The 12,835-nt window shown below is 46.5% G+C and carries 14 protein-coding genes; all 14 read left to right on the top strand.

Features of this window, described 5'->3' with window-relative positions; genetic code table 11:
* The first annotated feature begins 270 nt into the window (after positions 1-270).
* Positions 271-1,323 (top strand): cytochrome c oxidase subunit II, encoded by a 1,053-nt coding sequence (gene coxB / locus M1D71_RS02845; RefSeq protein WP_458125164.1) that lies wholly within the window; start codon positions 271-273, stop codon positions 1,321-1,323.
* Between the two features lie 71 nt (positions 1,324-1,394).
* Positions 1,395-3,245 (top strand): cytochrome c oxidase subunit I, encoded by a 1,851-nt coding sequence (gene ctaD, locus M1D71_RS02850; protein ID WP_458127143.1) that lies wholly within the window; start codon positions 1,395-1,397, stop codon positions 3,243-3,245.
* A complete protein-coding gene (locus M1D71_RS02855) occupies positions 3,242-3,868 on the top strand; it encodes a cytochrome c oxidase subunit 3 (protein WP_047840264.1) in 627 nt (208 codons plus the stop codon). Before ctaD ends, M1D71_RS02855 begins: the two co-directional genes overlap by 4 nt.
* Positions 3,869-3,871: 3 nt before the next feature.
* Positions 3,872-4,192 carry a cytochrome C oxidase subunit IV family protein gene (locus M1D71_RS02860; RefSeq protein ID WP_076332731.1) on the top strand — a complete coding sequence of 107 codons (321 nt, stop codon included), beginning with the start codon at positions 3,872-3,874 and terminating at the stop codon, positions 4,190-4,192.
* A gap of 108 nt (positions 4,193-4,300) precedes the next feature.
* Positions 4,301-5,224, top strand: a complete 924-nt coding sequence (ctaG, locus tag M1D71_RS02865) for a cytochrome c oxidase assembly factor CtaG (RefSeq protein ID WP_458125165.1) — start codon at positions 4,301-4,303, stop codon at positions 5,222-5,224.
* 35 nt (positions 5,225-5,259) lie between these two features.
* On the top strand, positions 5,260-5,724 hold the full coding sequence (locus M1D71_RS02870; RefSeq protein ID WP_145325545.1) for a DUF420 domain-containing protein: 465 nt from the start codon (positions 5,260-5,262) through the stop codon (positions 5,722-5,724).
* A gap of 142 nt (positions 5,725-5,866) precedes the next feature.
* Entirely contained in the window at positions 5,867-6,238 is a 372-nt protein-coding gene (locus tag M1D71_RS02875) for a hypothetical protein (protein ID WP_458125166.1), read from the top strand.
* Between the two features lie 356 nt (positions 6,239-6,594).
* Positions 6,595-7,308, top strand: a complete 714-nt coding sequence (locus M1D71_RS02880) for a hypothetical protein (protein WP_458125167.1) — start codon at positions 6,595-6,597, stop codon at positions 7,306-7,308.
* Between the two features lie 91 nt (positions 7,309-7,399).
* Positions 7,400-7,789 carry a GntR family transcriptional regulator gene (locus tag M1D71_RS02885; protein ID WP_458127144.1) on the top strand — a complete coding sequence of 130 codons (390 nt, stop codon included), beginning with the start codon at positions 7,400-7,402 and terminating at the stop codon, positions 7,787-7,789.
* Between the two features lie 15 nt (positions 7,790-7,804).
* Positions 7,805-8,701 carry an ATP-binding cassette domain-containing protein gene (locus M1D71_RS02890; RefSeq protein WP_458125168.1) on the top strand — a complete coding sequence of 299 codons (897 nt, stop codon included), beginning with the start codon at positions 7,805-7,807 and terminating at the stop codon, positions 8,699-8,701.
* A 20-nt stretch (positions 8,702-8,721) separates the two neighbouring features.
* Positions 8,722-9,624, top strand: a complete 903-nt coding sequence (locus tag M1D71_RS02895; RefSeq protein ID WP_458127145.1) for an ABC transporter ATP-binding protein — start codon at positions 8,722-8,724, stop codon at positions 9,622-9,624.
* Complete coding sequence (locus tag M1D71_RS02900; RefSeq protein ID WP_458125169.1) at positions 9,617-10,912, top strand: ABC transporter permease; 1,296 nt, start codon at positions 9,617-9,619, stop codon at positions 10,910-10,912. Before M1D71_RS02895 ends, M1D71_RS02900 begins: the two co-directional genes overlap by 8 nt.
* Before the next feature lie 59 nt (positions 10,913-10,971).
* Positions 10,972-11,256, top strand: coding sequence for a hypothetical protein (locus M1D71_RS02905; RefSeq protein ID WP_458125170.1), 285 nt, complete (start codon positions 10,972-10,974; stop codon positions 11,254-11,256).
* Between the two features lie 177 nt (positions 11,257-11,433).
* The gene (locus M1D71_RS02910; RefSeq protein WP_458125171.1) at positions 11,434-12,654 is read left to right on the top strand and encodes a TraB/GumN family protein; all 1,221 of its coding nucleotides are present in this window, start codon (positions 11,434-11,436) and stop codon (positions 12,652-12,654) included.
* Positions 12,655-12,835 lie beyond the last annotated feature (181 nt).

Consider the following 12,835-nt stretch of genomic DNA (forward strand, 5'->3'; position numbering starts at 1 on the left):
AAGTGAACAATTTGTGAACATGTGTCCAAAGATTGACAAAATCATACCCTCAACTTATATTTAATAAGTGATTGAAGCATATAGAATGAATTGGAAGAATGCGCAGACATGCCCTGAGCAGGAAATGACGGGAGTACTGGAAGCGTTATTTTTGTAAGCGTTCTGTATGACGAAGAGGATTATGCGTATCGTGCTGAAACGTACCTTTTGTTGCCTTTCTACCGAACGACAACGGTAATCTACGAAAACGTAAAAAAGTGGGGTAGATCAATGATGAAACAGTGGCAGGTTACAAAGCGAATTCTCCCCTTGCTGGCGGTGTTCTCTTTGCTGCTATCCGCATGCGGGCGGGAAGACTTGTCGGTAATGAAACCTCAGGGTCCTGTGGCGCAAGGCCAATACGATCTGATGAAGCTATCCATCGCGATTATGATCGTGGTGCTCATCATTGTATTCGCCATAGCGGCCTATGTCCTGATCCGGTTTCGCAGACGAGCCGGGCAGACTGAGATGCCCGAACAGGTTGAAGGTAATTTCAAGCTGGAAGTAATATGGACAGCCATTCCGTTATTGCTGGTTATTGTTCTGGCAGTACCGACGGTACAAACGATTTTTGCCCAAGGCGAAGATCTGTCTAATGACAAAAATGCACTTAAGGTCCAAGTCACCTCGCATCAGTATTGGTGGGAATTCACTTATCCTCAATATGACGTAACCACCGCTCAAGATCTCATCATCCCGACCGGAACCAAAATCGCATTTGAATTGAAAACCGCTGACGTGCTTCACTCCTTCTGGGTGCCGTCACTGGCGGGCAAAATGGACACAAACCCGGATGGAACGCTTAACAAGTTCAGTTTCTCCGCACCAAATGAAGGCGTTTACCGCGGTAAATGTGCCGAATTATGTGGCAGATCGCATGCTTTCATGGAATTTAAGGTAAAAGCAGTGAGTCAGGAATCCTTTGACAGATGGGTGAATCAAATGAAAGCACCCGCAGTCCTTCCTGAAGATGCTCAATTGGCCGAAAAGTTCAAAACAAACTGTCTTTCTTGCCACGCTGTTGGCGATCAAGGTGGACCTGTTGCACCTGACCTGACGGGAATCGGCGGCAAAGAATCTGTCGCAGGCATTCTGCTGAATTATCGTGAGGGGCAGGAAGAAGGTAATCCGGTACTGGATAACATGAAAGAATGGCTCCATGATCCACAATCCGTGAAGCCGGGTAACACCATGCCGAATCCCAAAGATCTTGGGTTGACGGATGAAGAAATCGACGGAATTGCCGAATATCTGGCCAATTACAAATTGGACTATGAATAGAACAGCAAGGACGAAGAAGGGGGTACACAACCTTGGCTCATGCGCATAGCGTCAAGAGGTACAGGGGCTTGATGGATTGGATCACCACCGTCGATCACAAAAAAATTGCCATTCTCTATTTGGTTGCGGGTGGATTTTTCTTTGGAATCGGCGGCATTGAAGCCATTTTGATTCGGATTCAATTGATGAAACCGATGAATGATTTTGTATCAGCACAGGTCTTCAACGAATTGATTACCATGCACGGAACAACGATGATTTTCCTTGGTGTCATGCCGCTTATTTTTGCCATTATGAATGCTGTTGTGCCTTTACAGATCGGGGCACGGGACGTTGCTTTTCCGTTTCTTAACGCGCTTGGTTTCTGGACATTCCTGTTTGGTGGACTGTTACTGAACCTGAGCTGGGTTATGGGCGGAGCACCGGATGCGGGCTGGACTTCATATACGCCGCTTTCGGGCAGTGAATATAGTGGAACACATGGCGTGGATTTCTACACCATAGGCCTTCAAATCGCGGGTCTGGGAACACTTATTGGGGGCATTAACTTCCTCGCGACAATTATTACAATGCGTGCTCCAGGCATGTCTTACATGCGGATGCCGATGTTTACATGGACGACATTTATTACATCTGCTATTATCCTTTTTGCTTTTCCTGCCATCACGGTAGGGTTGGTACTCTTAACGTTTGACCGTATTCTGGGAGCGAATTTCTTCGATGTCGCAGGTGGCGGTAACCCGGTACTCTGGCAGCACATCTTCTGGATCTTCGGACACCCGGAGGTATACATTCTTATCTTGCCGGCATTTGGTATTATCTCGGAGGTTATTCCGACCTTCTCGCGTAAACGGTTGTTCGGATACAGCTCCATGGTATTTGCTACCATCCTGATTGCTTTCCTGGGCTTCATGGTATGGGCGCATCACATGTTTACAACGGGTCTGGGTAATGTAGCCAACGCGCTTTTCTCCATCTCCACGATGTTGATCGCCGTACCTACAGGGATCAAGATTTTTAACTGGCTCTTTACGATGTGGGGTGGGCAGATCCGTTTTACAGCGGCAAACCTGTTCGCAGTTGGATTCGTCCCAACCTTCGTTATGGGTGGCGTTACAGGCGTTATGCTGGCATCTGCTCCGGCAGACTTCCAGTTCCATGATACGTACTTTGTTGTAGCCCATTTCCACTACGTTATTGTTGGGGGACTCGTACTTGGATTGTTCTCAGGATTACATTACTGGTGGCCGAAGATGTTTGGACGTATTCTCAGCGAAACACTGGGCAAATGGACATTCTGGACATTTATGATCGGTTTCCAATTAACGTTCTTTGTACAACATTTCCTCGGTCTGATGGGGATGCAGCGCCGGATTGTTACATACTTGCCGAATCAGGACTTTGACCTGCTCAATCTGGTCAGCTCCGTCGGTGCATTTCTGATGGGTGTTGGGGTTATCATGTTCCTCGTGAACATTGTAATCACAACGAGAAAACCGGCTGGTGCACCGAACGATCCGTGGGAAGACGGCCGTACACTGGAATGGTCCATTCCATCTCCACCGCCGGAATATAACTTCAAGCAGACTCCGCTGGTACGCGGAATTGATGCTTATTGGAAGGAAAAGATGGCAGGACATACGGAGATGACACCGGCAGAACCTGTAGGTTCGATTCATATGCCTTCAGCAACGCCGCTGCCGTTTGTGATGTCAGTAGGTATCTTTATTGCAGGACTTGGCTTGATGTTCAGCAACGATGAATTTGGAAACGCGTTTATGAATGCCATTTTCAACAATTATATTGTAGTTATTATTGGTCTCGTAATCACATTCGGCGCAATGGCACTTCGTTCACTTTATGATGATCATGGCTGGCATATTGAACCGGAGGATCAGGATGAGAAGGGGGCTAGAACATGACAACCTCACATGCCGAACCGGTGAACGACAAATTGCCGCATGAACCGGAGAAAGCAACGCTGGAAGGACGTAACAAGCTTATTGCCTTCTGGCTGTTCCTTGGCGGCGAGACGGTACTGTTCGGTACACTCTTTGCTACCTTCCTGGCTCTTCGTGGCCAAACCAATGATGGACCTACGGCGAATGAACTGTTCCACCTGCCACTCGTGGCAGCTGCAACGTTCATTCTCCTGGTCAGTAGTTTGACGAGTGTATTTGCCATTCAGGCCATGCATAAGGGCAAACGAGATGCATTGGCATTGTGGCTGGGCATCACAGTGGTACTGGGAATGGGATTTCTCGCACTGGAAATATACGAGTTCTATGAGTATGTGAAACATAAAGAGTTCGGTATGACTACAAGTGCATTCAGTTCAGCATTTTACACACTGGTCGGATTCCACGGAGCCCACGTTGCTTTCGGTATTGTGTGGATCGGAATCATTATCGGGCAGCTGTTCAAAAAAGGATTGACGGTCGTAACTGCACCTAAAGTATACGTCTCCGCAATGTACTGGCACTTTATTGACGTGGTCTGGGTGTTCATCTTTACGGTCGTGTACCTGCTCGGAAAGGTGGGCTAATATATGTCGGCACAGGATAAGACAGATCAACAACCTGTGAAACACCGTCACCGGACGGAAGGGCCACAGAAACACGTCGTAGTGTTTATTTTCTCCATTATTCTCACGCTGATTGCATTTGCGGCCGCTTCTGCCGGAGGGGTCAACACGACCTTTACGATTATTATTTTGCTCGTCATGGCTATTCTTCAGGTATTCGTTCAATTAGGTTACTGGATGCACATGAAGGACAAAGGGCATTTGATGCCAATTCTGTTCATGGCTTTTGGCTTTTTTGTAGCCTTTACGTGCATCATTATGGCACTCTATTGGGTCTGGTGGTAAAAGAGATGGCGGCGGCGCATTGCCGCCGTCTTTTCCCCTTTTTGGCGAACGGATCTTATTCAAGGAATGCTGGCAACAATCAAATTAGGTCACGGGGAGGTTTCCCGTATGCTCGGGTTGCAATACTTTAGCTTCAACGACTTGTGGAGTCCGCTTATATTGGCTTTATTTCTGATCATTGCTGCAGCCTACTTAGTGCTTGTCGGACCGTTAAGCGAGCAAATAAAGGATGCAGAGCCAGCGACTGCTGCACAGAAAATCATGTTTATTACAGGGCTGTTCGTCCTGTATCTGGCCCAAGCGGGGCCCTTTAATCTGCTCGGTCACGTCATGTTTAGCTTCCATATGGTAAGCATGGCGTTCTCTTATCTGGTAGCCCCGCCGCTGATGATGAAAGGATTGCCAATCTGGGTATGGCGGAGAATCGTGCGCTGGTTGCCAACACGTCAGCTATCGTTTCTCGCTCATCCGATCGTTGCGGCAGTGCTCTTTAACGGGCTGTTCTCGCTGTATCACCTGCCGATTGTACATGACTACGTTATGCTGAATTTTACCGTTCACCGGTTGTATTACATTGCACTGTTCATTACTTCCATGCTCATGTGGTGGACATTGCTGAATCCGTTACCAGAAGGCAGACAAGCATCGGGGTTATCCAAGATCGGTTTTATTTTCTTGAATATGGTGCTGCTTACGCCTGCGTGTGGATTGATTATCTTTGCGTCCGAGCCGTTGTATCAGACGTACAGCAACCCGGCAGTATGGGCTGAAGCCATGCGTTATTGTGTATCCGGAGATTCCACGGCGTTACTTCGCTCATTCGGTGGGCCTGCCTTCTTCAACTTTTTGTCTTCGGCGAAAGAAGATCAGCAAGTTGGTGGCATTGTGATGAAGTTTATTCAGGAGGGGATTTTTGCCTCCATGCTGGCCTATGTCTTTTTCCAATGGTATCGGAAAGAGAAACAGGAAGATGACGATGATTCATATCCCGCAGGAGACACAGGAGGGCCGCTCAATCCGGCTGCCAAATAATTAAGGCAATGTTCTGACAAGAGGGGGAACACACGATGGATATGTATTTTTGGCTACCCACGATCAGCACTTCTTTCATTGTGATTAGTGCAGTCCTGGTTGGAATTGGGTGGGCACTGATTATTCGGGGCAAACGTGAGGCACACCAGTCCGCCATGGTCGCAGGAGCGATTGCGGCTCTGATCTTCTTTGTGATCTATATGTCGCGCACAGTATTCGTGGGCAATACGGCTTGGGGCGGGGACCCGGATCTGGAGATCTTTTACCGGATATTTCTGATCTTTCATATCATTCTGGCTACTGTGGCTGCCATATTCGGGATCTCCACACTGGTGCTGGGATTCAAAAAGAAGTTCGGAACGCATCGCCGCTGGGGCAAGTTCACTTCCATGATCTGGTTCGGCTCGGCGCTGACAGGTGTTATCGTGTATGTCCTGTTGTACCTGTTATATCCTGGTGGCCATACACGTCCGGTATGGGAAGCCATTCTCGGCGTATAAAGAAGACATCTCACTATCGGCTTTCTTGGGTGCAAGCTACTCATTTCTTCTGAAAATATGAAAATGGACGAATCTAGCAGATAATTCGTCCACGCTTCCTCTCTCATTCATTCATAGAATGAGTTCGAGAGGGGGGAACAAAATGAAAAAAACAGTCAACGTCAGTCAAACGTATCCACGTCTTACGGTGTATTCAGAAGAGAACTACAGAGGGAGAAGCCGCATCTATCGTGGCAACACGGGTCTTCGTAACCTGGACAATATTTTGGACGGGGTGGAGAGTCTGCGCTTCTTCTCTACAAGTTCGAATGCAACGCTGGTTGTGTTTACGCGCCCTAACTTTCAAGGTGGGTTCCGAGTCTTCCGAGGCAATACCAACTTGAGAGATTTGGATGATCTGATCCGAGGTAATGACGTGGAATCCCTGATCTCTACGAATCAGCGGTTGACTCTGGCCGAGATTCGTGCGATCCGTAGCAATCGCAGTCTGCCTATTGGTTATAACCTCGTTTAATCGCAAGGCCTCTTCTTCTAACAGGTGCTAGAGAACGGCAAAGGGCTGTATCCGAAATTGTGTTTACGCACAATAACGGGTACAGCCTTTTTTTTTTTGGCTTGGTGACGACGAGGTTCATCCCGGAGGATCAACCAGCTAATCCATATATGCGACGTTCCTTTCTCTAATTACGAATTGTGTTTTATTTTAACGTAAACTTGAACTATCTCCCAATTTATTTTCCTGATCCAGGAAAATTAGGGGTTGACGGGATAAGAAACAGGTCTGTATACTGTGTATATTGATATATACAGTAATCACAGTCAACACAGTATGCAACATGATTGAATGACAGGTGAAAGGCAGGCAGGCATATGAACGAATGGAAACAGGCGTGGTGGTTGACCCGTAACCAGATGAGTAAGGATAAACTCCAATGGCTGTGGTCTGCAATATTTATGATATACACGGGCAGCATGAGTGGTGTGATGTTATTAGGACAACAACAGTCAGATTTCATTAATCCTGTAGTAGATGCCTTCTTTTTGATCATGTTGCCATTTCAAGGGTTTATGTTCTGCAGGCGCTCCTTCCGCTACATACAGGAAGATTCTTACACGCAGATGCTGGCCTACTACCGCAGAATTCCCATCCCTGAACAGACGGTGATGTGGTCCAGGCTACAACAGTCTCTGATCGCATTTACTTACAATGGTGCTTTTTTCTATGGGTCACTATATGTGGTTAGCCTTCATTCCGGAGGATTCAGGTGGGATCAATATCTGGCCTTTAGCCTTACCTGTACAGGTTACGGACTTGTGGTAACAGGATTGTATATTTACGGAGAGTTTCTGCACAGTGGCAAGAAATATTTGGTTCTCAGCACACTTTTTGTACCTCTCACGATTGGCATATCGTTACTGATTCAAATGTCAGGCAGCTACGGATTGTGGGTTGTATTGGATGCAAGCAAATCATGGGGGTTGCTATCTCCGATCATGTGGATTGCTCTGGTGGCTGGCTTAGCGGGATTATGGATGTTTAGTCGTCTGACGCTGAAGAAGCTGGTTCATCGAGATCTGAGTTAAATGTATGAGATTTGAGCTTATGTACGAATACAGGATGAAACCGGCACTGTTGTGTCAAAACTGGATTGTACCGGAGGGCGAGGTGCAAGATGTGAACATACCCATTCAAATTAATGAAAATAGTGCTGAACCTTTATACCACCAAATTGAAAATCAGTTAAGATCATTAATTATTACAGGTCAATTAGGAGAGGGGACACATCTGCCGTCCATTCGTGAATTTGCCGGATCGTTGAACTGTAGTGTCATCACAGTTAGACGGGTCTATCAGGATCTGGAGAATGAAGGCTTGCTTCGTACGAAGCAGGGGACAGGTACATTTGTGGCTCAGGTCGAAGCAGGGGACAAGGAAAGTTATAGATTGAAGGCCGCGCAGGAAGCGATGCAGGCAGCGGTGCAGTCCGGAAAAGCAATAGGTTGCACGGAAGAAGAAATGGAGAATCTGTTCCGGGAAATCCTGAAGGCTGTTTACTCGAAGTGAGGGAGTGATTCATACATGGAACCCATAGCAGTTCAGTTAAACGGTGTATCCAAAATGCGAAAACGCAGAGTCATTGGCCCTATCGATTTGACCATTCCGGAAGGGTACGTAATTGCCATTCTGGGACATAACGGTTCAGGCAAAAGTACACTTCTTAACATGCTACAACAAGTGGTGTTGCCGGATAGTGGCCAGATTATATGGTTTGGGAAGGAGCATGAGGGATCGCTTCCCCTCGAGATGAGGCAGCAGATCAGTTTTGTGGCTGACAACGCTGGGCTCGAAGAGAATCGGATTACTGCACAGGAAGCAGCCCATTTTCGGGCCTATTGGTACCCGCGCTGGGATATGAAAATGTTCAACCAACTCATGAATGAGATGGGTGTGCCCAGTGATGTGAAGTTGATCAAAATGTCCAAAGGTGAAAGGCGGAAATTCGAGATTGCAGCTGCACTCGCAGCTCGCCCGAGATTATTGCTGTTGGATGAACCTTCATCCGGTTTGGATCCCTTCGCCTGGAAGGTCATGGTTGAACAGTTTCGAAGCTTTATGGCGGGGGGAGATACCACGATTCTGATTGCCACACACATAGCGGATGAAGTCAAAAGGCTTGCGGATTACATTGTGTTAATGCACCGTGGTCAGTCGCTGGGAATGGCTGAGAAGGATACCGTGCTCGATCAGTGGAAAGAGATCTGGTATGAAGGGGACCTACGGCCAGAGAGTATTCCTGGAATTGTAGAGTCACATTTGGAAGAGAGTGGTCTGATTCGTGTGATAACAACCCGGGTCAGTGAGGCGCAGGAAAGGCTGGAGCTTGCAGGCAACCGGGTGTTGAAAATCCGTAACTTGGAATTGGATGAAGTGCTGGCATTCTGGATTGCCGGGTATGCACCTGTACAGTGGAAATAACCGAAGGGAGACGATAAATGATGAACCGATTAGAATTGAAGCAAGTCGTCAAGCAATATGCAGACAAAACAGCCGTTAATGGAGTCACGCTCAATGTAAAAGAAGGGGAGATTTACGGGCTGCTCGGAGCCAATGGTGCAGGTAAAACAACAACAATGCGTATGGTGCTTGGACTGATCCACCCGGATGGCGGGAGTATTCAGTACAACGGCAAACCATACAGCGCGGAATTACAACAGATTATGGGTTACCTCCCGGAAGAACGCGGATTGTACCCGAAGGTGAAGGTCAGCGAGCAGATCAATTATCTGGCCCGGCTCCGTGGCATGAGTGGCAAAGATGCCGACCAGAGTCTCAAATACTGGCTGGAAAGGTTTGAAGTACCGGAGTATTACGATAAGAAGATTGAGGAGTTATCTAAAGGTAATCAGCAAAAAATGGGCTTTATCGCAGCAGTTGTGCACAGACCGCAGATTCTCATTCTGGATGAAGCGTTCAGCGGACTTGATCCAGTGAACGTGGAAATACTTAAATCCACTGTCAAGGAATTGCGTGATGAAGGAACAGCGATACTGTTCTCCACACACCGGATGGAGCACGTTGAAGAATTATGCCGTCAGATTACTATTCTGCATCGCTCCAATACCGTAGTGCAAGGAGAGATCAAAGAGATCAAGAGCCGTTATCCGCGTGAGCAAGTGTATCTGAGTACGCTTGGAAGTGTGGATGGACTGGAGCAATTGCCTGGTGTGAAGAAAGTCGAGCGGAATGAGCGTGGATACCTGATACATATCGGCCAGGTGGAAGCCGCTCAGGAGATTCTGAGAACTGCGATGGCACAGACCACAGTGGAGCACTTTGAGATCAAGGAACCAACGCTTAACCAAATCTTTATTCGTGAGGTAGGTGAGTCGAATGAATAAAATGGGAACGATTACGGGGTTTACTTTTAAAAACAAGGTTAAAACGAAATCATTCATGGTGACGACCATTGTACTTGCACTTTTAATTTCTATAGGACTCAATGTTCCATATTTCATTACCTTATTCAATGGTGGTTCCATTGGTGGGGCTTCTAGCAGCAACCCTGTAAATATTGGTCTTCTGAGTACAGGGCAGCCTGAGGTTTCCGAGAAACTGGAGAGCTTCTCTTCAGCCCAAGGGGATCAGGCCTATCGATTCATTACCAGTGGTAACAAAGATGAGGCGGCTCTCAAAGCAGATGCAGAAGCTGGGCTTACTGATGGCTATCTGAAGTTTGAAACTGTTGCAGGGCAGGAGTTCCCTCAGCCGATTCTCTATTCAACCGAAGAAGTCTCACCTCAGATCATTGCATCCATCGAAGCTGCGTTGCAAAGTGTGAAGCTGGATGTGGTTGTAAAGGATGTGCTCACAGCGGAGCAGAAGGAACTGATTACAACACCTGTGAAGCTCACCGAACAAAGCCTGAGTACAGATGAGAGTGGAGCCGGTACTGAGTCTGAAGGTGCAATGAGCCCGATTAACTATATTGTGGTGTACTTGCTGATCATCCTGCTGTTTACCTCGACCATGATGACAGGTAATATGATTGCTTCTGAGATCACAGCTGAGAAGAGCTCGCGTATTATGGAGATTCTGATTACAAGTGTATCTCCGCTCAGCCAGATGTTTGGTAAAATCATCGGTATCTTCATGGTGGGTATGCTGCAAATCGGGATATTCGGAGCAGTGGTTGCCGGAAATGTCTTGCTGCCACATAACCGTGCAGTGTTAGGTGATTTCAATATGAATGTAAGTGATGTGAATATTGCGGTTATTGTATATGGACTCATATTCTACATTCTGGGTTACTTCTTATATGCCGTGTTGTTCGCTGCCATTGGTTCAATGGTAAGTCGTACTGAAGAACTCGGTCAGGCAGTTCTACCAATCACGATGCTGTCGCTCGTTTCCTTCTATATTGCGATCTTCAGTATTGCTACGCCGAACATTCTGTTGTTGAAAATCGCAAGCTTCATTCCGTTCACGTCGCCGACCGCGATTCTGGTACGAATCGGCGCAGGAGTTGCACCGACTTGGGAGATTCTCACTTCATTAGCGATTCTCATCGTATCCATTATCATCTTCGGATGGCTTGCAGCCAAAATCTATCGCACAGGTGTGCTGATGTACGGTAAACGTCCAACCTTCAAGGAATTATTCAAAGCCATGAAGGCATATAAGATCTAAGATAGATGGTGCCGTGTTGTTCTGTGTTGTCATATTAAATCGAGTTCAGGAGAGGATTAATGATCATGCAGCAGATAAAAGGGTTCTATATACAGTTTTTGAGGGAACCCCTGTGGTTTAAAGCATTGATTCTGACTACATTGCTACTTTCAATTGTATTTAGCAGTTCAGCCTTTTCCGAGCAGGGCAACTACCAAAGCATCTCTAAATTAGCTATTGCTATTTTCTTCGTCGTATATGGAGTGAAGCTGCGGGGTAATCGGAAGGTTTCTATAGCGTTCTTTTTCCTGGCGCTGATCAGTATCTATTTATCATGGAATAGCTTAAACTTTGCGAATATCTAGCATTGAACCTATATGACGGTTTCATTTTTATTGTTTCTTATCTAATGAGAGATGAAGGGAGAAAGTGCTGCTCCGTTTTTGGAGTGGCACCAATTCCTACCTTTATCCGTAGTATCTAAGTATGTCCTTTCTATTAAAATGATTGGCAACTATATTTATTAAAGGAGAATACATAATATGAAGAATTGGAAACGCACGCTCTTATCTCTTACAATTTCGGTAGGTTTGCTCGCATCTGCAGTGCCGGCAATGGCGGCTCCTCAGGGAACTTCGGTCATGGTCAATGATCAAGCTGTGAAATATGCTACAGGAGCGCCGATCCTGGAGAAAGGCACAACATTGGTTCCGCTGCGCACTACGCTGGATGCCATGGACGTGAAGCTGACGACTGCGACAGATGATACGATCACGGCTGTGGTAGATGGCAAAACGATTACACTCAAAAGCAAACTTACACGCATTAACGGTGTAACGTATGCTCCAATCCGCATCGTTGGTGATGCAGCGGGTTATGAAGTGCGTTGGGATGCTGCAACGCGCACAGTGCTGTTGGTATCCAAGGGCGGAGCAACCGAAACTGCTCAAACCGGTGGACGCGGCTTCATGTGGGAAGTTGAAAGCAATGGAAACACGGTCTATCTGGTAGGCTCAATGCATATTGCCGACGAGAGCTTCTACCCACTGCGTCCAGAGCTTGAAGAAGCTTTTGCTGAAGCCGATTATCTCGGTGTAGAGATTGATATTAGCAAAGCCCCTGATGAAGAGCAGCAAAAGCTGGTTCTGAGTCTGGGTTCGTATCAAGATGGAACAACACTGAAAGATCACATTTCAAGTGAAACGTATACTAAGCTGGGCGATGTATTGAAGAAAAATGGTCTGGAGCCTAACGCTTTGGATGCATTTAAGCCTTGGGTGGTAGAGAGCACGCTCGCAAGCTTGAAGTCGGCAACGGCTGGGTATGAAGCTTCTGCAGGAGTGGATCTGTATTTCATCCAGAAAGCAATCGAGCGTAAACTCCCAGTTATTGAACTGGAGACTTATCAATCTCAACTTGGCATGTTTAACGATTTTTCTAAAGAGACACAAGAGGAAACACTAAAAGCAACAATTGAAAACTTCGATGTGCTGGATAGCAGTGTGAATGAAATGGCTGAGATGTGGAAAACGGGTAATGACGAGCAACTGCTTGAACTGACAAATAGCTTCTCCACTAACGAAGAGTACAACAAAGCAATGCTGGTTGATCGTAATATCGGTATGGCGGATAAAATTGATGGCTACCTGAAAAACGGCAAAGGCGAGGAGTATTTCATTGTTGTCGGCGCGGCACACTATCTGGGCGATCACGGGATCGTGAAACTGCTTGAGGATAAAGGGTATAAAGTAGAACGTAAATAAATGTAGATTATTTTTAGAAGGTAACCCTTTCGTCTCGAATATGAGAGTTGAGAGGGTTATCTTCTATATATAGAGGAAAGACAGATTAAGTAGAAAAGATTAAGCTGCAAGATAATACAATTGAACCTAAGGTTTCATCCTAGATTCAAGGTCCGTAATACAGTTAAAATATGGATTTGTT

The sequence above is a fragment of the Paenibacillus sp. Z3-2 genome (genome assembly GCF_054161325.1).

Excerpts from the sequence above, each read along its gene's own strand:
- M1D71_RS02855 (WP_047840264.1), top strand. The coding sequence starts at position 3,242 with ATGACAACCTCACATGCCGAACCGGTGAACGACAAATTGCCGCATGAA.
- M1D71_RS02860 (WP_076332731.1), top strand. The coding sequence starts at position 3,872 with ATGTCGGCACAGGATAAGACAGATCAACAACCTGTGAAACACCGTCAC.
- M1D71_RS02900 (WP_458125169.1), top strand. The coding sequence starts at position 9,617 with ATGAATAAAATGGGAACGATTACGGGGTTTACTTTTAAAAACAAGGTT.
- ctaG (WP_458125165.1), top strand. The coding sequence starts at position 4,301 with ATGCTCGGGTTGCAATACTTTAGCTTCAACGACTTGTGGAGTCCGCTT.
- coxB (WP_458125164.1), top strand. The coding sequence starts at position 271 with ATGATGAAACAGTGGCAGGTTACAAAGCGAATTCTCCCCTTGCTGGCG.
- M1D71_RS02890 (WP_458125168.1), top strand. The coding sequence starts at position 7,805 with ATGGAACCCATAGCAGTTCAGTTAAACGGTGTATCCAAAATGCGAAAA.
- M1D71_RS02880 (WP_458125167.1), top strand. The coding sequence starts at position 6,595 with ATGAACGAATGGAAACAGGCGTGGTGGTTGACCCGTAACCAGATGAGT.
- M1D71_RS02910 (WP_458125171.1), top strand. The coding sequence starts at position 11,434 with ATGAAGAATTGGAAACGCACGCTCTTATCTCTTACAATTTCGGTAGGT.
- M1D71_RS02905 (WP_458125170.1), top strand. The coding sequence starts at position 10,972 with ATGATCATGCAGCAGATAAAAGGGTTCTATATACAGTTTTTGAGGGAA.
- M1D71_RS02870 (WP_145325545.1), top strand. The coding sequence starts at position 5,260 with ATGGATATGTATTTTTGGCTACCCACGATCAGCACTTCTTTCATTGTG.
- ctaD (WP_458127143.1), top strand. The coding sequence starts at position 1,395 with ATGGATTGGATCACCACCGTCGATCACAAAAAAATTGCCATTCTCTAT.
- M1D71_RS02875 (WP_458125166.1), top strand. The coding sequence starts at position 5,867 with ATGAAAAAAACAGTCAACGTCAGTCAAACGTATCCACGTCTTACGGTG.
- M1D71_RS02895 (WP_458127145.1), top strand. The coding sequence starts at position 8,722 with ATGAACCGATTAGAATTGAAGCAAGTCGTCAAGCAATATGCAGACAAA.